The sequence below is a fragment of the Thermus brockianus genome (assembly GCF_001880325.1).
Lineage (GTDB): Bacteria > Deinococcota > Deinococci > Deinococcales > Thermaceae > Thermus > Thermus brockianus.
This window is the reverse complement of sequence record NZ_CP016312.1, coordinates 1,894,306-1,915,607: the sequence shown is the minus strand read 5'-3', so window position 1 is coordinate 1,915,607 and position 21,302 is coordinate 1,894,306. Positions and strand designations below refer to the sequence as shown.

23 protein-coding genes and 4 pseudogenes are annotated in these 21,302 nt (G+C 68.2%); all 27 read left to right on the top strand.

What is annotated here, in order from left to right; all coding sequences use genetic code 11:
• Positions 1-11 precede the first annotated feature (11 nt).
• The 27 genes and pseudogenes from A0O31_RS10300 to ftsA all read left to right on the top strand — a co-directional run bounded on the left by A0O31_RS10300 (position 12) and on the right by ftsA (position 21,287).
• The gene (locus A0O31_RS10300) at positions 12-644 is read left to right on the top strand and encodes a helix-turn-helix domain-containing protein (protein WP_071677768.1); all 633 of its coding nucleotides are present in this window, start codon (positions 12-14) and stop codon (positions 642-644) included.
• 94 nt (positions 645-738) lie between these two features.
• Entirely contained in the window at positions 739-1,008 is a 270-nt protein-coding gene (locus A0O31_RS10295) for a hypothetical protein (RefSeq protein WP_054391867.1), read from the top strand.
• A gap of 71 nt (positions 1,009-1,079) precedes the next feature.
• Positions 1,080-2,093, top strand: a complete 1,014-nt coding sequence (locus A0O31_RS10290; RefSeq protein WP_071677767.1) for a phage protease — start codon at positions 1,080-1,082, stop codon at positions 2,091-2,093.
• Positions 2,093-2,476, top strand: a complete 384-nt coding sequence (locus tag A0O31_RS10285) for a capsid cement protein (RefSeq protein ID WP_071677766.1) — start codon at positions 2,093-2,095, stop codon at positions 2,474-2,476. The genes A0O31_RS10290 and A0O31_RS10285 overlap by 1 nt, the downstream gene beginning before the upstream one ends.
• Positions 2,477-3,385: a Mu-like prophage major head subunit gpT family protein gene (locus A0O31_RS10280; protein WP_071677765.1), complete on the top strand. Its 909-nt coding sequence runs from the start codon at positions 2,477-2,479 to the stop codon at positions 3,383-3,385. It abuts the gene before it with no gap.
• Positions 3,382-3,819, top strand: a complete 438-nt coding sequence (locus tag A0O31_RS10275; RefSeq protein ID WP_039456851.1) for a gp436 family protein — start codon at positions 3,382-3,384, stop codon at positions 3,817-3,819. Before A0O31_RS10280 ends, A0O31_RS10275 begins: the two co-directional genes overlap by 4 nt.
• Positions 3,819-4,316, top strand: a complete 498-nt coding sequence (locus A0O31_RS10270; RefSeq protein ID WP_071677764.1) for a phage virion morphogenesis protein — start codon at positions 3,819-3,821, stop codon at positions 4,314-4,316. The genes A0O31_RS10275 and A0O31_RS10270 overlap by 1 nt, the downstream gene beginning before the upstream one ends.
• Positions 4,313-4,804, top strand: coding sequence for a hypothetical protein (locus tag A0O31_RS10265; protein WP_071677763.1), 492 nt, complete (start codon positions 4,313-4,315; stop codon positions 4,802-4,804). Before A0O31_RS10270 ends, A0O31_RS10265 begins: the two co-directional genes overlap by 4 nt.
• A 1-nt stretch (position 4,805) precedes the next feature.
• Positions 4,806-5,003 carry a hypothetical protein gene (locus A0O31_RS10260; protein ID WP_071677762.1) on the top strand — a complete coding sequence of 66 codons (198 nt, stop codon included), beginning with the start codon at positions 4,806-4,808 and terminating at the stop codon, positions 5,001-5,003.
• A gap of 14 nt (positions 5,004-5,017) precedes the next feature.
• Positions 5,018-5,308: pseudogene (locus A0O31_RS13220) on the top strand (DUF2586 family protein); the annotation flags it as partial.
• 221 nt (positions 5,309-5,529) lie between these two features.
• Positions 5,530-6,429 (top strand): annotated as a pseudogene (locus A0O31_RS13215) (DUF2586 family protein); the annotation flags it as partial.
• A gap of 11 nt (positions 6,430-6,440) precedes the next feature.
• A complete protein-coding gene (locus tag A0O31_RS10245; RefSeq protein WP_039456840.1) occupies positions 6,441-6,857 on the top strand; it encodes a hypothetical protein in 417 nt (138 codons plus the stop codon).
• Positions 6,858-6,865: 8 nt separating this feature from the next.
• Complete coding sequence (locus tag A0O31_RS10240) at positions 6,866-7,117, top strand: DUF6848 family protein (protein WP_039456838.1); 252 nt, start codon at positions 6,866-6,868, stop codon at positions 7,115-7,117.
• Positions 7,118-8,330: 1,213 nt separating this feature from the next.
• Complete coding sequence (mraZ, locus tag A0O31_RS10235) at positions 8,331-8,765, top strand: division/cell wall cluster transcriptional repressor MraZ (RefSeq protein WP_071677759.1); 435 nt, start codon at positions 8,331-8,333, stop codon at positions 8,763-8,765.
• Positions 8,766-8,771: 6 nt separating this feature from the next.
• Positions 8,772-9,631 (top strand): annotated as a pseudogene (gene rsmH, locus A0O31_RS10230) (16S rRNA (cytosine(1402)-N(4))-methyltransferase RsmH).
• On the top strand, positions 9,628-9,873 hold the full coding sequence (locus A0O31_RS10225; protein WP_071677758.1) for a hypothetical protein: 246 nt from the start codon (positions 9,628-9,630) through the stop codon (positions 9,871-9,873). Before rsmH ends, A0O31_RS10225 begins: the two are co-directional and overlap by 4 nt.
• On the top strand, positions 9,870-11,189 hold the full coding sequence (locus A0O31_RS10220; protein ID WP_071677980.1) for a peptidoglycan D,D-transpeptidase FtsI family protein: 1,320 nt from the start codon (positions 9,870-9,872) through the stop codon (positions 11,187-11,189). The genes A0O31_RS10225 and A0O31_RS10220 overlap by 4 nt, the downstream gene beginning before the upstream one ends.
• Positions 11,173-12,483 (top strand): UDP-N-acetylmuramoyl-tripeptide--D-alanyl-D-alanine ligase, encoded by a 1,311-nt coding sequence (locus A0O31_RS10215; RefSeq protein WP_071677757.1) that lies wholly within the window; start codon positions 11,173-11,175, stop codon positions 12,481-12,483. Before A0O31_RS10220 ends, A0O31_RS10215 begins: the two co-directional genes overlap by 17 nt.
• A complete protein-coding gene (locus tag A0O31_RS10210; protein WP_071677756.1) occupies positions 12,471-13,166 on the top strand; it encodes a hypothetical protein in 696 nt (231 codons plus the stop codon). Before A0O31_RS10215 ends, A0O31_RS10210 begins: the two co-directional genes overlap by 13 nt.
• Complete coding sequence (locus A0O31_RS10205; RefSeq protein ID WP_071677755.1) at positions 13,157-14,014, top strand: phospho-N-acetylmuramoyl-pentapeptide-transferase; 858 nt, start codon at positions 13,157-13,159, stop codon at positions 14,012-14,014. Before A0O31_RS10210 ends, A0O31_RS10205 begins: the two co-directional genes overlap by 10 nt.
• Complete coding sequence (locus tag A0O31_RS10200; RefSeq protein ID WP_071677754.1) at positions 14,011-15,264, top strand: Mur ligase family protein; 1,254 nt, start codon at positions 14,011-14,013, stop codon at positions 15,262-15,264. Before A0O31_RS10205 ends, A0O31_RS10200 begins: the two co-directional genes overlap by 4 nt.
• Complete coding sequence (locus A0O31_RS10195; protein ID WP_071677753.1) at positions 15,243-16,301, top strand: FtsW/RodA/SpoVE family cell cycle protein; 1,059 nt, start codon at positions 15,243-15,245, stop codon at positions 16,299-16,301. Before A0O31_RS10200 ends, A0O31_RS10195 begins: the two co-directional genes overlap by 22 nt.
• On the top strand, positions 16,289-17,308 hold the full coding sequence (locus tag A0O31_RS10190; protein ID WP_071677752.1) for a UDP-N-acetylglucosamine--N-acetylmuramyl-(pentapeptide) pyrophosphoryl-undecaprenol N-acetylglucosamine transferase: 1,020 nt from the start codon (positions 16,289-16,291) through the stop codon (positions 17,306-17,308). Before A0O31_RS10195 ends, A0O31_RS10190 begins: the two co-directional genes overlap by 13 nt.
• Positions 17,305-18,645: a UDP-N-acetylmuramate--L-alanine ligase gene (gene murC / locus A0O31_RS10185; RefSeq protein ID WP_071677751.1), complete on the top strand. Its 1,341-nt coding sequence runs from the start codon at positions 17,305-17,307 to the stop codon at positions 18,643-18,645. The genes A0O31_RS10190 and murC overlap by 4 nt, the downstream gene beginning before the upstream one ends.
• Positions 18,635-19,431: pseudogene (locus tag A0O31_RS10180) on the top strand (UDP-N-acetylmuramate dehydrogenase). Before murC ends, A0O31_RS10180 begins: the two are co-directional and overlap by 11 nt.
• A 33-nt stretch (positions 19,432-19,464) precedes the next feature.
• Complete coding sequence (locus tag A0O31_RS10175; RefSeq protein WP_071677750.1) at positions 19,465-20,049, top strand: FtsQ-type POTRA domain-containing protein; 585 nt, start codon at positions 19,465-19,467, stop codon at positions 20,047-20,049.
• Positions 20,046-21,287, top strand: a complete 1,242-nt coding sequence (gene ftsA / locus A0O31_RS10170; RefSeq protein WP_071677749.1) for a cell division protein FtsA — start codon at positions 20,046-20,048, stop codon at positions 21,285-21,287. The genes A0O31_RS10175 and ftsA overlap by 4 nt, the downstream gene beginning before the upstream one ends.
• Positions 21,288-21,302 lie beyond the last annotated feature (15 nt).

Sequence of the window (21,302 nt, the reverse complement as noted above, 5' to 3'; positions counted from 1 at the left end):
AGAAAGCGCGGTTGGAAGGCCCCTTCGCCGAGGAAATCCTGGCCGCCATGAAGCGCCTCGGCATGCGGCGCCTGGAAGAGTTCGCCGACGCCTTCGGTCTGGGTCGTACCACCGTCTACAACCTTGTCCTGGGCCGCAAAGTGGGGAATAAGTGGATCAAACCCTCCTTAGACACCGTGGTCCGCCTCTCCTTGGCCCTTAACATCCCCGTGGAAGACCTTATCGCCAAGCTTTACGAAGACGAGGTACCCACCCTAGGGCAACGGGAGGAGGTTCACGTCCCCGTGGTGGGCTACGTGGGCGGCGGCCCCTCCCAGCTGGAGGAGATTGAGGAGCGCACCGTCCCCGTGCGGGTGAAGGGGGACGCCCGGCACCTCGCGGCCTTCAAGGTGCGGGGCAACTCCATGTGCGCCGGGAAGCGCCCCATCTGCCACGGGGACGTCATCATCGTCAACACCGAGGACAAGGGCCACCCAGGGGCCATCGTGGTGGCCCGGCTGGAGAACGGGGAGTACGTGGTGAAGCTCCTCAAGAACGGGGCCCTCTACTCCACCAACCCCGAGGAGAACGGGCCTCCCGTCATTCCCCTGGACCAGGTGGCGGAGATCGTGGGCCGGGTGGTGGAGGTGCGGAGCAGGCTCTAGGTTTGACACCCCCCCACCCCCTGGGTTAAACTGGGGCTAAGGTGGGAAACGTGCCCCCGGGGAAGCCCGGGGGCAAAACCTTTTGGAGGGAAGGATGCTCAAGGTCATCCGTATCGCCTACTTCGCCCTCGGGCTCGCGGTCCTGGTGGTGGAGGACCTCATGGACGGGGTCCCGGGCCTCCAGAAGAAGGAGGAGGCCATGAAGCGGGTCAAGGAGGTGGTGAACGCCATCCTCGGCTTCTGGCCCGCCTGGATCCCGGACCCCATCCTGGGGTGGGCCATTGACCAGATCGTGGCGCTCTTCAACCGGGACGGCACCTTTCGCAAGGGCGCGGACGCTCAGCCTCAAGGGGCCGGGGCCTAGCTGGCCCCTCTCCCCGGAGACCGCGAGGGCAGAGAACCGCGCCTACTGGGGGGTGGTGCTGAGGCGGCCCTATGACGAGTTTGACCGGCTTCCCCAAGAATACCGATACCTCCACCCCGACCTTTTCCGGCACGCTGCGCGCCGCCTTGGCCGAGGCGCCTGACCGCATCCCCCTCCATCCCTTCGGGGAGTTCGTGGGGAACGGGACGGTCTTCCTCTACGACGAGGAGAGCCTCCAGGCGGCCCTGGAGGACCTTAGGACCCGGGGCGTGCCCTGGGTCCTGGACTTCCACCACCAGACGGTGCGGGTGGAGGAGGGCCAGGCCCAGGAGGCCCCCGCGGCGGGGTTCATCACCGGGCTGGTGGTGGGGGAGGACGGCTTCGTCTACGGCCTGGTGGAGTGGTCGGAGACGGGGCGGGAGCGGGTGAGCCGGGGGGAGTACGCCTACGTCTCCCCGGTCTTCTACTACGACCCCACCCCGGACGAGATGGGCAGGCACCGGGTGCTGGGCTACCACTCCTTCGCCCTCACCAACAACCCCGGCATCCGGTTCCAAAAGCGCATAGAAGCGGAGGCGGACATGCTGGAAAAGCTCAGGCAGGCCCTAGGACTGGACCCGGAGGCCACCGAGGAGGCGGCCCTCCAGGCCCTGGAGGACCTCAAGCGAGAGGCCGCCGTGGGCCGGGTGGTCCTGGAGGTGGGGCTCGGGGCCGAGGACCCCACGGAGCTCAAGGCCAAGCTCCTGCGCCTCCTGGCCGCGCAGGACGCCCTGGAGGAGCTGGAGCGCACCCGGAAGGAGCTGGAAGCCATCAAGGTCCAGACCCGGGAGGAGAAGGCCCAGGCCCTGGTGCGTAAGGCCCTGGAGGAAGGGCGCATCCTCCCCCACCAGCGGGAGTTCTGGCTCGCCCAGGCCCGGGCCGACCTCGAGGCCGCCCGCAAGGCCCTGGAGGGGATGCCCCGGCTGGTGCCCGTGGAGCTGCCCAAGGCGGAGCGGAAGGCCTTGGAGGAGGACGAGCCTCTGCGCAGGCTCGCCCAGGTCTTCAGGGTTTCCGAGGAGGCCCTGAAGCGGTTTGGAGGTGAGTGATGTTTGACACCGAGCGCTGGGCGGACGAGTACCTCATCCCCCTCCCGGTGAAGGCGAACGCCGTCATCCGGCAGGGAGCCCTGGTGATGGTGAGCGGGGGCTACGCCGAGGAGGCGGCCCCCGGCACCGGGAAGATCGCCCTGGGCGTGGCCCAGGAGACGGTGGACAACACCGGGGGGACGGACGGCGCGAAGAAGGTCCTGGTGCGCCGGGGAGTGTTCCGCTTTGAGAACGACCCCGCCGACCCCGTGGGCCCCACGGAGCTGGGAAAGGACGTTTATGCCACCGGGCCCAACACCGTGGGCAAAACGGGCACGGGCCGCTCCAAGGCGGGCCGGGCCCTGAAGGTGGAACCGGACTACGTCTGGGTGGAGGTGTGGTAGATGATCCTGAACCGCGAGAACCTGAGCGCCCTCAGCCGGACCCTCAAGGCCCTGGTCTTTGAGGCCAAGGAGGGGTACACCCCCCTCTGGCCGAAGCTGGCCCTGGAGGTCCAGTCCAACGGCCGGGCCAACTACTACGCCTGGATGGAGAACATGCCCACCATGCGCCTCTGGGAGGGGGAGCGGCAGGTCCAGAACCTCACCGCCGAGACCTTCGCCATCGCCAACGCCGACTGGGAGGCCACCTTCGCCGTGTCCCGCACGGACGCGGAGGACGACCAGATGGACCTCATCCGCATCACCGCCCTCCAGTACGCCCGGAGGTGGGCCGAGCACGACGACCTCCTCATCGCCGACCTCCTGCGCAAGGGGTTCCAGCAGAAGGGCTACGACGGCCGCCCCTTCTTCGGCTCCCACACGGTGGGGAAGCGGACCTTCCAGAACGCGAGCAATGCTCCCCTGACCCGGGAGGCCTTCCGTCAGGCCCTGAGCCAGATGAGGCAGCTCACCGACGCCCGAGGCTACCCCCTGGGCTTCTTCTTGCAAAAGCCCATCTACCTGGTGGTGGGCCCCGGGCTGGAGAGCACCGCCTACGAGATCGTGGGGGTGCCCACCCTGCCCTCGGGCGGGGCCAACCCCGACTACGGGAAGGCCGAGATCCTGGTCAGCCCCTGGCTGGTGGAGGAGTACGAGACCTACTGGTTCCTGGTGGATGGGAGCCAGGCCATCCGCCCCTTCGTCCTCCAGCGGCGGAGCCGCCCCGAGTGGGTGGCGAAGGACGACCCCGAGACCTCCGACGAGGTCTTCAAGCGCAACGTCTTCATCTACGGGGTCTACGAGCGTAAAGCGGCGGGCTACCTCTTCTGGCAGCTGGCCTACGGCTCCACCGGCACCGGCACCGGCGCATGATCACCCTCGAGGACCTCCGCCAAGCCCTCCCCCTAGACGTCCTCCTCTACCTGGTGGACGAGGAGGGGGCGGGGGTCCTCACGCCCGAGGGCCAGGCCCGGGCCGAAGCCGCCCTGAGGGAGGCCTGGGCCGAGGTGGAAAGCTACCTCGCCCAGCGCTACGCCCTCCCCCTCCCCTCCCTCCCCGAGGTGCTGAAGGCCAAGGCGGTGGACATCGCCGTCTACCGCCTCATGCTCCGCCGGGGCATCCGGCCCGGCACCGCCGACGAGGCCGCCCTCACCCGATACCGGGACGCCGTGGCCTTCCTTCGGGACGTGGCCGTGGGCAAGGCCTCCCTGCCCCTCCCCCCCACGGGGGAGCCCGCGAGGCCCAAGGGCGGGGCCGCCGTCCGGGGGAAGCGGGTCTTCTCCCGGGAGAGCCTGGAGGACTTCTGATGGGCGTGCGCCTCAAAGGGGACTGGCGGGAGCTAAACGAGGCCCTGAGAAAGCTCGGGCGGGGCGTCCCCCAGAAGGTCAAGGAGGCCATCGCCGAGGGGATCCTCGCCCGCACCCACCGCCGCTTTGAGGAGAGCCGGGCCCCGGACGGCTCCCCCTGGCCGCCCCTCTCCCCCGCCACCCTGGCGAAGGAGGTGCGGCCCAGGGACCGGCTCAAGCGGGGCGGGATCTCCGCCGCCGCCCAGAGGCGCGTGGCCCTGCGCAAGCCCCTGGTCGTCACGGCCCGCCTGAAGAACTCCATCTCCTGGAAGGTGGCGGGAAGCCGCATCTACGTGGGCACTAACCTGGAGTACGCCCGCATCCACCAGTTCGGGGGCTACGCCGGGAGGGGGCGGAAGGTCTACATCCCCGCCCGCCCCTTCCTGGGCCTCACCGAGGAAGACCGCGAGGAGGCCAAGGCCCTCCTCCTGGAGTGGATGAAGGAGGCGACGCGGTGATCGCCCCGGTGCTGGAGTACCTCAAGGCGGCCTGCGCCCACGCGGGCCTTCCCCCCACCCGGGTCCTGGTGGGCCGGAGCCGGGAGGAGGCCTACCGGATGGCCCCCGCCGCCCTGATCCAGCCCCTCACCGGCGCCCTCAAGCGGGACGGGAGCCGGGTAGTGGCCGGGCCCGTCAAGACCCGGCGCAGGCTCTATGGAGGCACCTTACGTATCCGCCTGGAGCTTTATGCCCGCTCCAGCGAGGAGCTGGACCAGCTCCTCGCCGGGGTTCTCCTCTATATGTGGGACACCCCCCTGCACGTGGGGGAGGACTATCACGCCAAGCTGAACGATATCGCCCTCTCCTATCTGGACGAGGAAGGCCTCCTGGTGGGGGAAAACGCCCTGGCCCTGGAAGTCCCCGTGGAGATTGCCCTCTACGAGGACACCGCCTGGGTGCCCATCGCCGTGGAGGTGGAGGAGGCGGTCCTCGAAGAGGAGGTCTAGGATGCCCAAGGAAGAGGAAAAGGTCCAAGCGCAAGAAGCCCTTCCCACGATTGAAGAGCACGCCCAGGCCCTGGGGGTGCCCCCGTGGGCCTTCGCGGGGCTCAAGGTCTACGCGGGCTGGGCCGAGGGGACCCGGGTCTCCCGCGCCCAGTTTGAGAAGGCCCTGAAGGAGTTCCTCCAGGGGCCCACCCACAGGTAGGAGGTAGATAGAAGATGGCAAGGCTACCCGGCGTCTACCCAGAGATCCAAGACGGGGGCCTGGGCATCGTGGCCCCGAGCGGCGAGGGCCAGCGGGTGGTGGTGGGCGTCTCCAGCCAGGGGCCGGTGGACCAGGTCCTGGCCTTCAGCGACCTCGCCGCCGTCCCCGGCGTCCTGGGCACCGGCCCCCTGGCCCGGGCCGTGGCCGACCAGCTGGCCTACGGGGGCGGCCAGGTCTACGCGGTGCGGGCGCAAGCCGACATCGCGGGGAGCGTGGCCGCGGACAGCGGCAACCCCTCTTCCCCCGCCGTCACCATCACGGGAAGCCCCCTGGACGCCTACGAGATCGTGGTAAGGATAGCCAAGGGAGGGGCCCTGGGCACGGCCACCTTCACCTACAGCCTGGACGGCGGGGACACCACCAGCCAGGAGATCGCCACCGCCGCCACCTACACCCTGCCGGGGACGGGGCTCACCCTGAACTTCGCCACCGGCACCTACGCCGCGGGGGCCACCTACCGCTTCCAGGCCACCGCCCCCAGGCCAGCGTCTCTAGCGTCCAGGCCGCCGTCCGCGCCGCCCTCAACACCAACCTGCAGTACGAGTACATCCAGGTGGCCCAGCCCACCGGCCCCGCCATGTGGGCCGCCCTGGGCGCCCTGGCCGACGAGGCCGAGGCGAACTTCCGCTACATCTTCTTCCTCACCGAGACCCTGCCCCCGGGGAACGACCCCGACGCCTGGGTCAACGCCCGCTTGAGCGAGAAGGCGAGCTTCAGCCACAAACGGGTGATGATCGTGGCCGCCTGGGGGGAGGTGGTGGACACCCTCACGGGCAGGCTGGAAGTGCAGAGCCTCGCCTCCCGCGTGGGGGCCCGCATCTCCAGCCAGCGGGTCCACGTCTCCCCCGCCTGGGTCCAGCTCGGGCCCCTGAGCGGGGTGGTCCAGGTGGCCCCCTTCGTGGACACCCCCTTCGGCAAACAGAGCCTCTTCAACAACGCCCACGCCCTGGCCCTGGACCAGGCGGGCTTCACCACCGTCTACCGCCTCATCGGCCGGGACGGCTGGTTCCTCGTGGACGGCCGCACCGCCGCCGCCCCCACCAGCGATTACAAGGTGATTCAGAACCGCCGGGTCATGGACAAGGCCACCTACCAGGTGCGCCAGGCCCTCCTGGACTTCGTGCAGTGGCACGTGGACCCGACCGACCTCAAGGCCAGCCTGGCGAGCCTCCTGGCCCGGGCCAACACCCCCCTCCGCCTCATGCAGGCCGCCGGGGAGATCGCCCGGGGCCGCGTGGTGGCCCCTCCCGGCCAGGACATCCTGGCCTCCCAGACCCTTCGCCTCCAGATCCGCATCGTCCCTCTGGGCTACCTGCGGGAGATCGTCATGGACATCGGCTTTGAAAACCCCTTCCTGGTGGGGTGAGGAGGTGAAGCATGCCCATTAACGGCCGCTACTACGACTGGGAGCACATCAGCATCCAGGTGAAGGGCGTGCCCCTGGCGGACGTCCTCTCCATTGACTACGAGGACTCCGAGAAGGTCAACGCCATCTACGGCAAGGGCCGCACCCCCAGGGGCTACACCAAGGGCAACTGGGAGGCCTCGGGGAAGCTCACCCTCCTCCGGGAGGAGTACGACCGCCTCCGGGCCGCCGCCCCCGAGGGAAACGTCTACAAGCTTGACCCCTTTGACATCGTCATCTCCTACGACAAGGGCAACGGCACCGCCGTCACCGACACCCTGAAGGACTGCCTCTTCACCAAGCGCTCCTTCGGCGGGGTGGAGCAGGACACGGAGCGGATCACCGTGGAGCTGGAGTTCGTGGTGCTCGGGGAGATCCAGCACGGCTAGGAGGCTAGATGGAACGGGAAAAGCCCTTCTACACCTTCACCCACGGCGAGAGCACCTTCGCCTTCCGCAGGCCCGACATCGCCCAGGTGGACCGCTTCACCAGCCGCATGGCCCGGGCGCCCTTGAGCGCCGCCCTGGACTTCACCCGTGAGCTCGCCCTGGACCAGGAGGCCTGGGCCCGCGCCACCGCGGAGAAGCCCGGCCTCGCCCTCACCGCCGCCAACGGCATCCTGGAGGCCCTGGGTTTCCAGGCCGGTTAGCGGAGCTGGAGCGTGACCCTCCACCCCTCGCCCAGCTTTCCGCCCTCATCCGCCACTGGCTCCACCGCGAGCCTCCCGAGGACCCGGAAGACTTCCTAGAGCTGGCCCGCCAGGCCCTTTGGCTGGAAAGGCGCTACCTCCGGCAGACCCCCAGGTGAAGGCCTGGGGGTTGCGCTTTGGGGGCGGGGCTACCAGGAGGAGGGGGTAGGCGAAACATTATGGTACACCAGATGAGTTTTTCATTAGCATACACTAAGCTATCCTTTAGATTTTGGGCTGAGACAGCGTCACGGTGTCTCAGTTATGCAAAAGGTGCATAACACGATAACGAAGGGCTTCTCGCCACTTTCGGACGCTGTCTCACGCTGTCTCACGCTGTCTCACGCTGTCTCAAGTACCCCCTTCACGCTGTCTCACGCTGTCTCAGCCTATACAAACGACTGCATAGCGGCATTTCCCGGCTCCTGTAGCCGCTTTACTCCTCTCATCAACTTTGCGCGGTTTGCTATAAAGTGGGCTTACATCAACGGGCGCTTTTGCCTTCCTCATCGCCCTCTTTTACTGTCCTAAAAGCGTGAGCGATTTGCCCCAAAAGCATGACTGACCTCGGTCAAAGATTGCCCCGGTCAGCGGCTCCAGGTCGGCAAAAATTAACCTGGCACAGCGTCCTTTTCCGATCAGCATCGTACTGACCCGCATTACTGTCCTGAAAGCGTGATCGGCCGCCCTCCGCCAAACCGCCGCCTTTTTTCGGGAGCCCGCCGCCTTTTTTCGCCTTCTTTATCGCCTTCCTTCGCCTTTAGTCGGGTCCAGCCCAACTATCCTAAAAGCACGCTCTATTACACCCACCGCCTGGCCTGGTAACAGGCTGGGGCACGGCAAACCCCACCCGGTGCAAGGCCCAGTAGAGGGGAAGGGCTTGCCCGGCCCGCCAGAACCCCTGGGATGGGCCGCTTGAGGCCGGTGGCGACACCGGTCCCAGAGAGATGACCGCAGAAACAGAACCCGGCTTACGCCCTGTCCCGGACCCCGAGCTTCGGCTCGGGGTTTTTTTCTTGGGCAAGGTGGGACATAGGTGGGTCATAGGTGGGAGATGGTGGAAAACTGTGGGACTTCCGTGGTATACTGCCGCCAGCAAAGCCTTCCACGGGCACGGCGGCCACATCCCCTAGCCCCTTGGGCCTAAGCCCCGGAAGGTGGGAGCAGGTGGGAGATGCCCTTCGGCGAGTACCAGTACAGCCTGGACGACAAGGGGCGGGTGGTCATTCCCGGCCCTTTTCGCGATTTCCTCGAGGACGGCCTGGTGCTCACCCGGGGCATGGAGGGCTGCCTCTATGTATTCCCCACCGACCGCTGGCGCAAGATTGAGGAGCAACTGGTCAACCTGCCCCTCACCGACAGGGATGCCCGGGCCTTTGTGCGCTTCTTCTACTCAGGTGCCCACAAAACCCGCATGGACAACGCCTCCCGGGTCCTCATCCCCCCTCCCCTGCGCCAGTTCGCCGGGCTTACCGAAGGGGGCGAGGTGGTCATCGCCGGCGCGCCGGGAAGGTTGGAGATCTGGAGCTTGGAGCGCTGGTGGAAGGCCATCGAGGAAATCCTGCACAACCCGCCGGCCCCCGAGGCCCTGCGGGGACTTATTGGATAGGGATTTATGGCAGGCATTACCGAGCACGTTCCCGTGATGTACCAAGAGGCCTTGGACCTCCTGGCGGTCAAGCCTGGGGAGGTCTACGTGGACGCCACCTTAGGCGGGGCAGGCCACACCCGGGGGATCCTGGAGCGGGGGGGTTGGTCATTGGCCTGGACCAAGACCCCGAGGCCGTAGCCCGGGCCCAAACCTTAGGCCTGCCGGGGCTAAAGGTTTTCCAGAGAAACTTCCGCCATCTGCGGGAGGTCTTGGCCGAAGCCGGCGTGGAGCAGGTGGCGGGCATCCTGGCGGACCTGGGGGTTTCCAGCTTCCACCTGGAGGACCCGAAGCGGGGGTTCAGCTACCACAAGGAAGGCCCCCTGGACATGCGCATGGGGCTGGAAGGCCCCACGGCCATGGAGGTGGTGAACACCCTCCCCCTAGAGGCGCTTTACCGCATCCTGCGGGACCTGGGGGAGGAAAAGCAGGCCCACCGCATCGCCAAGGCCATCGTGGAGGCGAGGAAGAAGGCCCCCATCCGCACCACCACCCAGCTGGCCGAGGTGGTGCAAAGGGCCGTGGGCTTCCGCAAAGCGGGGCACCCCGCCCGCAAGACCTTCCAGGCCCTGCGCATGTACGTGAACGACGAGCTTGGGGCCCTGGAGGACTTCCTCCACCAGGCCAAGGCGGCGCTTAAGCCCGGGGGCCGGCTGGTGGTCATCACCTTCCACTCCCTGGAGGACCGCCTGGTCAAGCGCTTCCTCAAGGAAAGCGGCCTCCGGGTGCTCACCAAAAAGCCCCTCACCCCAAGCCCCGAGGAGGTGGCCCAAAACCCCCGGGCGAGGAGCGCCAAGCTGCGTGCGGGGGAAAAGGAGGCGGCGTGAGGACGGCGGTGCGGTTTGGGCTCCTTTACCTTTTGGCCCTCCTCCTCCTTTTCGCCCTGGGACACCGGAACCAGATGGAAAAGGCGGCGCTCGCCCGGATGGAGGCCCGGCTTGCCGAGCTCCAAAAGGAAGAGGAGGCCCTCCTCCAGGAAGCCTGGCGGGCAAGCCGCCCCTTACGGGTCCTGGAATGGGCCAAAAAGGAGGGGTTCGTCCCCATGAGCCAAGGGAGGTGGGCGCCGTGACCACCGGGGTAAGCCGGGTCCCTTTGGTCTTTGCTGGCTTGTTCCTTTGGTTGGTCCTCTTCGCCCTGGGGGTTTATGCCCTCCTCACCCACCCGCCCCGCCTGGCCCCTCCCCCTCCCGCCCCACCTCCCCCTCGAGGGGCCCTCTACGCCCACGACGGCACGCCCTTGGCCGTCACCCTGCAATCCGGCCGCTCCTACCCCCTAGGGCAAAGCGCTAGCCAACTCCTCGGCTTCGGGGAACGGAGCTCAGGCAGGGGCTTAGAGGGGCTGGAACGCGACCTCAACGCCGCCCTCGCCGAAGGGCGCTCCTTCTCCCTTACCCTAGACCCCTGGATCCAGGCCATGGCGGAGCAAGCCCTGTGGCAGGGCCTGGAGAGGAGCCGGGGAAGCTTTGCCACTGCCCTCGTCCTAGACCGCGAAGGAAGGCTTCTCGCCGTGGCCAACGGCCCCGCCTTTGACCCCTTGGCCCCGCGCAAGGACCCGGAAAAGGACCTCTCGTGGCGCAACCACGCCTTCTTGGTGCCCTTGGAGCCCGGCTCCACCATGAAAGCCCTCACCGCCGCCATGCTCCTGGAGGAAGGGGCGGCAAGCCTCACCACCCGGGTGGAAGCCCCCATGCACCGGGTGGTGGATGGCTGGACCATCCGCGACGTGGTCCCCCACCCTCCCGTGCTCTCCCTGGCGGAGGTGCTCAAGTACTCCTCCAACGTGGGCATCAGCCTGCTGGCCGAGGCCTTGCCCAAGGACGTATTCTTCCGCTACATGGAACGCCTCCACCTCACTGACCCCGAACTCCTTCCCGGGATCCGGGTGGCAGCCCCCCTGGTCAAGCCCCCTAGGGAGTGGAGCCAGGCCGCTTACGCCAACCACACCTTTGGCCAGGGCTTCCTGATAACCCCCCTGCACCTGGCCGCCGCCTTCGGCGCCTTGGTGGACGGCGTGTACCGCCCGCCGGTTCTTTTCGCCGGAAGCCAACGCCAAGGACAAAGGGTTTTCTCAGAGGCCACGGCCAAGGCCGTACGCCAAGCCCTCATGGAGGGCCTCGCTCCCCGGGCCCACCTCCCGGGGTACCGCCTAGCGGGCAAGACGGGCACCGCCCAGGTGGTGGTGAACGGGCGGTACTCCCGCGAGGTCTTCACCGCCTGGTTCGCCGGCTTCGTCCCCGGGGACAATCCCCTTTACACCGTGGTGGTGGCCGTGCACCACCCCAAGGGCGAGGTCCATGGGAGCCAGGTGGCGGCCCCCATCTTCCGGGAGATCGCCAGCCATCTCTTGGCCTACCGGGGCATCCCCCCCTATGCTGAAGGGCGGTGAGGGTCTTGTGTATCTTGCTCATGTTAGGGAAGTAACGCCGGAATGGGTGGCGGAGGCCACCGGGGGGCGGCTCCACCCTGGAGGCGGACCGGTGCGGGACCTCCACTGGGATAGCCGGGAGGTGACCCCCTTAAGCCTCTTCGTGGCCCTTCCCGGAACCCGGACCCACGGGCGCACCTTCATCCCCGAGGCCCGGGCCAAGGGGGCAAACCTCGTCCTGGCGGACGTCCCTGGCGAGGCCACGGTGGAGGTGGAAGACCCTGGCCAGGGGCTAGTCCGCCTGGGCAAGGCCCTGAGGCGGCTTTTCCCCGGGGTCGTGGTGGCGGTGGGCGGAAGCTCCGGCAAGACCACCACCAAGGAGGCCCTGGCCCAGGGCCTGGGTTTTCCCGCCCCCTTCGGCAACCAGAACACCGCTCCCCCTCTCACCCGCTTCTTTTTCCACCTGGACCCCAGGGCGGAAGGGGCGGTGGTGGAGCTTGGGGTAGACCGGGTGGGGGAGATGGCGGAGCTCATGGCCCTTTCCGAGCCCGCCCTTTCCGTCCTCACCGCCTTGGGGGAGGAGCACCTCCAGGCCTTCGGGAGCCTTAGGGGCGTGGTGGAGGAAGAGGCCAAGCTCTTGGATGCCCCACAGGCCCTGGTGAGCCTCCGGGCCAAGGAGGTGCTCCTGGCCTTCGGCCGTTATAAGGGGGAGCCCACCTACGGCTTCGGGGAGGCTACCTTCCAAGGAAGGGAGTTGGAACTTCTGCCCGAAAGGACGCGCTTCCGCTACCGCCACCTCCGGGTGGAGGTCCCCTATCCCGGCCTCGGCCCCGCCTTAGGGGCCCTGGCCGCCTTGGCGGTGGCGGAGCTCCTGGGAAAGGACCTGGAAGGGGTGGCGGAAAGGCTTGCCGGCCTACGCCTACCCCCGGGGCGCATGGAGCGGCGGGTCCTGGGAGGGGTGGTCTTCCTGAACGATGCCTACAACGCCAACCCCCTCTCCGTAAAGGCCGGCCTCGCCTGGCTTGCCGCCCAACCTGGCCGGAAGTGGGTGGTCCTAGGGGAGATGCGGGAGCTTGGGGCCCTGGCGGAGCCCCTCCACCTAGAGGTGGCGGAGGAAGCGGCCCGGCTTGGGCTAAGGCCCCTCTACCTGGGCCCCTACGCCAAGGCCCAGGCCGCCCTCGGGGGCGAGGCGGCGGAAACGCTGGAAGAGGCCATGGCCTGGCTCAAGGCCCGCGTGGCCCCGGGGGATCTCGTTTACCTGAAGGCCTCGAGGGCCGTGGGCCTGGAAAGGATCCTGGAGCTATGGGACGCCTGAGCCCCCTCCTCCTGCTCCTCGCCGCCTGCGCCCCCCTGGAAGCCTCCCTCCCTACCCTCCCCTACCCCGGGGGCTTCGCCCGCGGGGGCTTGGTGGAAGGCCGCTTCCAAGCCATCCTCCCTGGCCCGCCCCTCTTCCTGGACGCCGGGGAGGACACCCTCTACGCCGCATACCCCTACCAGCTCCTGGTGCTTAAGGGAGGCGTCCTGGAAAGCCTCCCCCTCCCCGGCGTTCCCCGGTTCCTCCGCGCCCGCCCGAGGCCCGTGGTGGGCCTGGACGGGGCGGTGTGGGCGGAAGGGAACCTCCTCCCTTACCCGGCCCAGGACGCCGTCCTAGGCGAGGAGGGGCTTTTCTGGGTGGGCAAGGAAGGGCTTTACCGGGAAAGGACCCTGCTCCAGAGGGGAAGCTACGGCCAGGTGGTGGCCTGGGAGGGGGTGGTGGCCTTGGGGAAGGAGGCCTTCTTCTACCCCGAGGGGAAAACCCTTCCCCTCCCCGCCCCCGCCCTCAAGGCCCAGGCGGGGGTGTGTGGGGTGGTGGCCCTTTTGGGGAAGGCGGTTTACCTGGTGCGCCAGGAAGGGGCGAAGCCCTTGGCCGAGGCCCAGGACTTTGCCGCCTTTGGGGAATGGGTCTACCTGGTGCCCGGGGAGCGCGTTCTGTCCTGTAGGGAGGTGGTATGGCCTTAGCCCTCCTTTTATCCTGGCTATTCACCGGCATCTGGGTCACCTTCATGCGGGGCTTGGGGCTGGGCAAACGGGTACGCCAGGATGGCCCCCAGTCCCACCTGGCCAAGGAGGGGACCCCCAGCATGGGAGGGGTGGCCTTCCTCCTCGCCGCCTTCCTGGCCTACTGGGCCCTGGGCAAGGACCCCTTCCTGGGGCTATGGCTCTTGGGGCTCGGCTTCGCCCTCCTTGGGCTATTGGATGACCTGGGCAACAGCCTGGCCCGGCCCCTAAAGGCCCGGGAAAAGCTAGCCCTGCAGGGGCTCATGGCCCTGGTCTTCGCCCTTTTCGCCGCCAGGCAGGTGGCCTACACCCCTTGGCCCATCCTGGACGTCCTCCTCATCTTCCTGGCCGTGGTGGGCGCCGCCAACGCCTTCAACTTCACGGATGGCCTGGACGGGCTCCTCGCCAGCGTCACCGCCATCCTGCTTCTGCCCTTTTACCCTTACCCCTTCGCCCAAACGCTCCTGGGAAGCCTCTTGGGCTTCCTCTGGCACAACGCCCCCAAGGCAAAGGTCTTCATGGGGGATACGGGAAGCCAGGCCCTAGGGGCCATGGTGGCGGGGCTTTTTGTGCTCACGGGGAAGCTTTGGCTCCTGCCCCTGGCCGCCATCGTCCCCGTGCTGGAGGTGCTTTCCGTGGTAGCCCAGGTGGCCTACTTCCGCCGCACGGGCAAAAGGCTTTTCCGCATGAGCCCCCTGCACCACCACTTTGAGCTTCTGGGCTGGGAAGAGGCCAAGATCGTCTTCCGCTTCGCCGTCCTTACCGCCTTGGCCACGGCCCTGGCCTTTGGGCTTGGAGGTGGGGCGTGATCCTGGTCTTTGGGCTTGGCCGAAGCGGGCTTGGGGTCTTGCGCTTCCTAAGGGCACGGGGCCTTGCCGCCCGCTTCTATGACGACCACCCCAAGGAGCCGGACGTGCGCACTGCCCTGGCCCTCGGCTTTGCCCCCGACTTCGGCCTGGAGGGGCGCTACACCCAGGTGGTCGCGGCCCCCGGGGTACCCCTAGACCACCCCCACCTAAAGCGGTTGCGCGAGGAGGGGGCCGAGGTCTTGGGCGAGGTGGAGCTGGCCTACCGCCTAAGCAAAACCCCCATCCTCGGCGTCACCGGCACTGCCGGGAAGACCTCCACCACCCTCTTCACCGCCCACCTCCTGAGGGGGCAAGGGATAAGGGCCCTGGAGGGGGGCAACGTGGACCCCCCTCTGGTGAGCGTGGTGGACGAGGCGGAGGTGGCGGTGGCGGAGCTATCCAGCTTCCAGCTGGAAAGGGTTTCCACCTTCCGGCCCCGGGTGGCGGTCCTCCTCAACCTGGGCGTGGACCACCTGGACCGGCACGGGAGCCTCGAGGCCTACCACGCCGCCAAGCTCAACCTCCTCAAGAACCTCACCCCAGAGGACGCCCTGGTCTACAACGCCCAAGACGCCAAGGTGCGGCAGGCGGCGGAAAAAAGCCCCGCCCGCCTCTACCCCTTTCAGCCGGCGGAAGACCCCCGGGAGAGCAACCTGCGGGCGGCCTTGGCTGCCACCCAGGCCTACCTGGACCTTCTCGGAAGGCCCCTGGACGAGGAGGCCCTACGGGAAAGCCTCCGCACCCTGCCCCACGCCCCCCACCGCTTCCAAACCTTTGCCAGGAAGGGGAAGGTGGTCTTCATTGACGACTCCATCGCCACCCGCACCCCCGCCGTGGCCGCCGCCCTACGGGCCGCCCCTGCCCCCATCGCCTGGATCCTGGGCGGGGAGGACAAGGGGGCAGACCTTGCCCCCCTAAGGCCCCTCCTCTCCCGGGTGCGGGTCATCCTGGCCCTGGGCCGGGACGGCCCCAGGATGGCCGAGGCCCTGGGCGGCGGCGCAGAGGTGGTGGTCATCGGGGAAAAGGATGGGTATAAGGCCATGCGCCAGGCCGTGGCCGAGGCCCTGGCCCGGCTGGAGCAGGGAAGCGTCCTCCTTGCCCCCCTCGCCGCCAGCTTTGACCAGTTCAAGGACTACAAGGACCGCGCCCAGGCCTTCCGGGAAGCGGTCTTTGACCTAGGAGGTGAGCCGTGGACCCCGTCTTCCTCCTAAGCGGGCTCCTCCTCATGGCCTTTGGCCTCCTTGGCGTGGGGGTGGCGGAACCCGACCTCCTCCAAGGCCACCTCCTGCGGGTAGGCTTGGCGCTCGCCGCCCTGCTCCTCGGCTTCCTCCTACCCCCGGAAAGGCTTCTCCGCCACGCCCTTGGGCTCCTCGCCCTCACCCTGGGGCTTCTCCTCCTGGTCCTCTTCTTGGGAGATGGGCCCGGAGGGGTAAGGCGCTGGTTCTACCTGGGACCCCTTGCCTTCCAGCCTTCGGAGCTAGCCAAGGTGGCCTTGGTCCTCTACCTGGCCTCCTTCGTGGGGCGAAAGGGGAACGACACCCCCATCCTGGGGGCCGCCATCCTCTCCGGGGTCACCGCCGGCCTGGTCCTGATAGAACCCGACTTCGCCACCGCCCTGTTCCTCGTCACCCTGGCGGCCTTGCTTTTCATCCTGGCGGGCGTGCCCTGGCGGAGGCTCATCATGGTGGGGCTCGCTGGGGTCCTCACGGTCGCCCCCTTCTCCGGCTACTACCTGAACCGATTCCGGTACGTTTCCGAACGCTTCACGAACTTCCTGGATTACCTGCAAGGGGAAGCCAGCCCCGCCCACACCGCCTACCAGGTGCTCCAGGCGCAGAAGGCCATCCTCCTGGCGGGGCCCATGGGGCAGGGCCCCGGGGGGAACCTTCCCCACCTCCCCGAAGCCCACAACGACATGGTTTTCGCCAGCGTGGTCTTCGCCACGGGGTGGCTTGGGGGGTTCATGGTCCTCTTCCTTTACCTCTTCCTCTTCCTCCGGGGGCTTTCCCTGGCCCTTACCCTCAAGGGTCCCTTAAGCCTCCTCGCCTTGGGCCTCACCCTCTACCTCACCCTCCAGGCCGCCATCAACATCGGGGTGACGGTGGGCTTCCTCCCGGTGACGGGGGTACCCTTGCCCTTCGTGTCCTACGGGGGGAGTTCGCTCCTCGTTTCCGGCCTCGCCCTGGGGGTGCTCCTGCGCCTGGCCAGGGAGGCCAGGGGAAAGGGGGTGGCGGCGTGGTCCTCCTGACGGGAGGGGGCACGGGGGGGCACCTTTTCCCCGCCCTGGCCTTGGCCGAGGAGTTGCGGAAACGGGGGCACGCCGTCTTCTACCTGGGAAGCCAGGAGGGCCTCGAGGCCCGCCTCCTCCCCCAAACCCCCATCCCCCACGCCCTCATCCCCGCAGGCAAGCTGGACCGGAGCGCCTTCAGGCCCAAGGAGGCCCTCAAGCTCCTCCAAGGGCTTAGGGGCGCCTGGCGGGTCCTCCGGGAGCACCCCCCCAAGGCCGTCCTCTCCACCGGGGGGTATGCTGGCTTCCCCGGGGCCTTCCTAGCGGGGCTCAAGGGCATCCCCCTTCTCCTCCACGAACAGAACGCCAAGCTGGGCCTGGCCATCCAGGCCCTCTCCCCCTGGGCCAAGGGCCTCGCCCTAAGCGTTCCCGCGGACCTTCCCCCTGGGCTTGGCAAGAAGGCCCGGGTGCTGGGCTACCCTGTGCGGGAGGTGCGCTACCCCCAGGCGGAGGCCAAGGCCCGCCTGGGCTTTGACCCCCAAAAGCCCCTCCTCCTTGTCCTGGGGGGAAGCCAGGGGAGCCTGGAACTTAACGAGAAGCTCCCCCCCCTCCTCAAGCCCCTGGGCCTGTCCGTGCTCCACCAGGTGGGGGAGCGGTGGGTGGAGCGCTACCGCTTCCTGGAGACCGAAGACTACCGCATCGCCGGCTTCCTGGACGCCCCCCTGGCCATGAGCGCCGCCGACCTCCTCCTCTCCCGGGCGGGGGCGGGCACCTTGGCGGAGGCCGCCTTCCACCGCCTGCCCGCCCTCCTCTTCCCCCTTCCCCCAAGCCTGGACGGGGGGGCGCAGGCGGCCAACGCCCGGGCCTACCAGAAGGCGGGGGGGGCGGAGCTTGGGGAGTACGAAAGGCTCCCTGGTCAGGTGGCGAGCCTCCTGGAAAGGCGGGAAGCCTACCAGCGGGGCATGGCCCGCCTCTCCCCCGAAGGGGCGGCGGGCCGCATCGCGGATTGGCTGGAGGAATTCCTATGAAGCGGGCACACGTCATGGGCATTGAGGGGGTGGGGCTGAGCGCCCTAGCCCGCCTCCTCCGGGCGGAGGGGGTAGAGGTCACGGGGTGCGACCTGGCCCCTGGGAAGCGGGCCAAAGCCCTCGGGGTTCCCGTCTGGCCGGGCCACGACCCCGCCCACCTGGGGGAGGAGGACACCCTCATCGTCCCCACCCCCATACCCTTGGACCATCCGGAAGTCCTGGAGGCGCGGAGGCGGGGGATGCGCATCCTAAGGCGCATGGAGCTCCTCGCCCACCTCCTTGCGCAAAAACCCTCCTTGGGCGTCACGGGCACCCACGGCAAGACCACCACCACGGGGATGCTGGCGAGCATCCTCCTGGAGGCGGGGCTGGACCCCTGGGTGCTCCTTGGAGGGGAGCTTTCCCTCCTTCCCGGGAACGCCCGCTTCGGCCTAGGCCCACGGCTGGCGGAGGTGGACGAGTCGGACCCCCTCTTCCAAGGGGTAGGGGTAGGGGTGGCGGTGGCCACCAACCTGGAGAAGGAGCACGTGGCCCCCGAGGGGAAGAGGGCCCCCAACTACCACGAGAGCCTCGAGGCCCTCCTCGCCGCCATGGCGGGCTTCCTGAGGAAAGCGGCCGTGGCCGTCCTCCCCGTCCAGGACCCCCTCTTGGCGGAGGCCGCCCAAGGCCTCAACCCCCTCCGCTTTGGAGAAGGGGGAGACCTGTGGGCGGAAAGGGTGGCGCTCTTCCCCACGGGGAGCCGGTTCCGCCTGGTCTACCGGGGCAAGGCCCTAGGGGAGGCCGAGCTAAGGGTGCCCGGGGCCCACAACGTGCACAACGCCCTGGCCGCCGCCCTGGCCGCCTTGGCCTTTGGCGTGCCCGAGGAGGCCATTCTGCGGGGCCTCGCCCGCTTCCCCGGGGTGGGCCGGCGGTTTGAGCGCCTGGGCGAGGTGCGGGGCGCATGGGTGGTGGACGACTACGCCCACCACCCCACCGAGGTACGGGCCACCCTGAGCGCCGCCAAGCTCCTGGGCCGACGGGTAAGGGTCCTCTTCCAACCCCACCGCCTCTTCCGCACCCTGGAGCTCTGGGAGGACTTCGCCAAGGCCCTGGAGGGGGCGGAGGAGGTGGTGGTCCTCCCCGTGTACACGGCGGGGGAAAGGGGCGAGGTCTCCCCCGAGGCCCTCTCCCAAAGGATCGCCGAGCGCCTTGCCGCCTCGGGAAAGGAAGCCCGTTTCCTCTACCCGGAGGAAGCCCTCGCCTACGCCAAGGCCACCGCAAGCCCCCAGGACCTGTGGCTCGCCTTGGGGGCGGGGGACGTGACGGAACTCGCCCGGAGGCTCGTCCATGAAGGTTGAAAGGGTCCTCCTAAAGGACTACACCACCCTGGGCGTGGGGGGGCCGGCGGAGCTTTGGACGCTGGAAACCCGGGAGGAGCTAAAGCGGGCCACCGAGGCCCCTTACCGCATCCTGGGAAACGGCTCCAACCTCCTCGTGATGGACGAGGGAGTACCGGAAAGGGTCCTCCGCCTGGGGGGGAGTTCCAGGCTTACGACCTAAAGGGGTGGGTGGGGGCGGGCGCGCTCCTTCCCCTCCTCGTCCAAGAGGCGGCCCGGGCCGGGCTTTCCGGGCTAGAGGGGCTTCTCGGCATCCCTGCCCAGGTGGGCGGAGCGGTGAAGATGAACGCCGGCACCCGCTTCGGCGAGATGGCGGACGCCCTGGAGGTGGTGGAAATCTTCCACGACGGGGCCTTCCACCTCTACCGGCCGGAGGAGCTCGGCTTCGGCTACCGGCAAAGCCGCCTGCCCCCAGGGGGCATCGTGACCCGGGTGCGGCTCAAGCTTAGGGAGCGGCCCAAGGAGGAAATCCTCAAGCGCATGGCCGAGGTGGACGCCGCCCGCAAGGGCCAGCCCAAACGGAAAAGCGCCGGGTGCGCTTTCAAAAACCCTCCGGGCCAATCGGCGGGGCGGCTCATTGACCAAAGGGGGCTAAAAGGCCTAAGGGTCGGGGACGCCATGGTCTCCCTGGAACATGGCAACTTCATCGTCAACCTGGGGCAGGCCACGGCCAAGGACGTGCTGGAGCTTGTCCGGCGCATCCGGGAGGAGCTTCCCTTGGAGCTGGAGTGGGAGGTGTGGCCCTGAAGGTTAAGCCGCACGCAAGCGCAAGGGGGTAAGATGAAGCCAGTGCGCACCCTCTTCCTTCTCCTCCTCCTCGGTACCCTTTACGTGGGAAGCCTGGTCCTTTTCCCCGTGGAGAAGGTGGAGGTGGTGGGCCTACGCCACCTGAAGGAGGAGGCCGTTTTGGCCAAGGCCCGCCTCCACCCGGGAGACCCGTGGCTTTGGGTCCTCCCCACCCGCCTCTCCCCTCTCCTGGAGGACCCCTGGGTGGCGGAAGCGCACCTGGAGAAGCCCAAACCCGGGGTGGTGCGCCTTATTGTGCGGGAGCGGGAACCCTTTTTGCCCCTGGCGGACGGCGCCGCCCTGGCCAAAGACGGCACCCTCCTCCCGGGTGGGGCCCCGTATGCGCCGGGGCCTTGGGTAGAGGGGAAGGGCCCCCTTCCCAAGGAGGCCCTTTTGGCCCTAGCCCGCGCCTACCCGAAGGCGAAACGCATCCGCTACACCCCGGCGGGCTTCTACGTGGACCTTCCCGGCACCACCCTCTTTGCCGCAAGCGCCGAGCTTCTGCTAGAGTATGCCCAAGCGACCTGGCCCCAGGGCCACGTGTACCTGTATTCTTGGGGGGTGAGTTTACGCCCATGATTATCGCAGGATTGGACGTCGGCACCAGCAAGGTTACCACCGTCATCGGGGAACTGGCCCCCGATGGCGTCCTGGACATCATCGGCGAGGGCACCGCCCCTTCCCAAGGCTTGCGGCGGGGCGTGGTGGTCAACCTGGAGCGCACCACGGAAGCCATCCGGCAAAGCGTCCATCAGGCGGAACGGGTGGCCGGGGTACGGGTGGAGCGGGTGGTCCTCTCCGTGGGGGGGCCCCACCTTAGGAGCGTCACCAGCCACGGCCTGGCAGCCATCCGCCGGGGCCAAAGCATCACCGAGGCGGACGTGGAGCGGGCCGTGGAGCAGGCCAAAGCCTATCCCTTTGACGCCGAGCAAGAACTCCTCCACGCCCTGCCCCTGGAGTTCAAGGTGGACGGGCAGGAAGGGATCCGGGACCCCGTGGGCATGGCGGGGGTGCGCCTCGAGGTGGACGTCCACCTCATCGCCGCCGGACGGGGGCCTTTGGCCAACCTCCGCCGGGCGGTGGAAGCGGCAGGGCTCGAGGTGGAGGCCCTGGTGGCCCAGCCCCTGGCGAGCGGCCTCGGCGTCCTGGGCCCGGAAGAGGAGCACATGACCATCCTCCTTTTGGACGTGGGCGGGGGCACCACGGACGTGGCCGTTTTCCGGGAAGGCCGGCTCGCCCACTCCGCCGTCTTGCCCCTCGGGGGGGACCATGTGAGCCAGGACATCGCCCAGCTCCTCAAGATTCCCTTTGAAGAGGCGGAGCGGGTCAAGCGCAAGTACGGGGCAGCGCTTCCGGAGCTGGCCGATCCCGAACTGGTTCTGGAAATCAACCAAGAGGGTGGTTCCTTGGGCGAGGTGCCGGCCCCGGAGCTCGCCCGCATCATCCGGCCCAGGCTCCGGGAAATCCTTCACCTGGCCCGCCAATCCGTGGACGAGGCCTTAGGGCCCTTGGAGATCAAGGTGAACCGGGTGGTCCTCACCGGGGGCACGGCCCTCCTGCGGGGTTTTGACCTCTTGGCCCGGCAGCAGTACGGCCTCCCGGTACGCCTGGGCAAACCCCAAGGGGTTTCTGGCCTCACCGACGTGGTGGCCACCCCCGCCCACGCCACGGCCGTGGGCCTGGTCCGTTACGGGGCCACCCTGCCCGCCCGGGCGGCAGAACCCAAGCGCCCGCACAAGCGGGAAAAGAAAGACGAAGGCACCAAGACCGAAGGCCTTTGGGCCCGCATTAAGGAAATTCTGAATAATTTATTCTAAAGGCGATTAAAGGGA

Bases quoted from the DNA above. Each gene is read 5' to 3' on its own strand.
- A0O31_RS10290 (WP_071677767.1), top strand. From the start codon at position 1,080: ATGACGAGTTTGACCGGCTTCCCCAAGAATACCGATACCTCCACCCCG.
- A0O31_RS10205 (WP_071677755.1), top strand. From the start codon at position 13,157: ATGGCCTTAGCCCTCCTTTTATCCTGGCTATTCACCGGCATCTGGGTC.
- A0O31_RS10175 (WP_071677750.1), top strand. From the start codon at position 19,465: ATGAAGCCAGTGCGCACCCTCTTCCTTCTCCTCCTCCTCGGTACCCTT.
- A0O31_RS10210 (WP_071677756.1), top strand. From the start codon at position 12,471: ATGGGACGCCTGAGCCCCCTCCTCCTGCTCCTCGCCGCCTGCGCCCCC.
- A0O31_RS10260 (WP_071677762.1), top strand. From the start codon at position 4,806: ATGCCCAAGGAAGAGGAAAAGGTCCAAGCGCAAGAAGCCCTTCCCACG.
- A0O31_RS10275 (WP_039456851.1), top strand. From the start codon at position 3,382: ATGATCACCCTCGAGGACCTCCGCCAAGCCCTCCCCCTAGACGTCCTC.
- A0O31_RS10240 (WP_039456838.1), top strand. From the start codon at position 6,866: ATGGAACGGGAAAAGCCCTTCTACACCTTCACCCACGGCGAGAGCACC.
- A0O31_RS10245 (WP_039456840.1), top strand. From the start codon at position 6,441: ATGCCCATTAACGGCCGCTACTACGACTGGGAGCACATCAGCATCCAG.
- A0O31_RS10280 (WP_071677765.1), top strand. From the start codon at position 2,477: ATGATCCTGAACCGCGAGAACCTGAGCGCCCTCAGCCGGACCCTCAAG.
- A0O31_RS10285 (WP_071677766.1), top strand. From the start codon at position 2,093: ATGTTTGACACCGAGCGCTGGGCGGACGAGTACCTCATCCCCCTCCCG.
- murC (WP_071677751.1), top strand. From the start codon at position 17,305: ATGAAGCGGGCACACGTCATGGGCATTGAGGGGGTGGGGCTGAGCGCC.
- A0O31_RS10215 (WP_071677757.1), top strand. From the start codon at position 11,173: ATGCTGAAGGGCGGTGAGGGTCTTGTGTATCTTGCTCATGTTAGGGAA.
- mraZ (WP_071677759.1), top strand. From the start codon at position 8,331: ATGCCCTTCGGCGAGTACCAGTACAGCCTGGACGACAAGGGGCGGGTG.
- A0O31_RS10270 (WP_071677764.1), top strand. From the start codon at position 3,819: ATGGGCGTGCGCCTCAAAGGGGACTGGCGGGAGCTAAACGAGGCCCTG.
- A0O31_RS10295 (WP_054391867.1), top strand. From the start codon at position 739: ATGCTCAAGGTCATCCGTATCGCCTACTTCGCCCTCGGGCTCGCGGTC.
- ftsA (WP_071677749.1), top strand. From the start codon at position 20,046: ATGATTATCGCAGGATTGGACGTCGGCACCAGCAAGGTTACCACCGTC.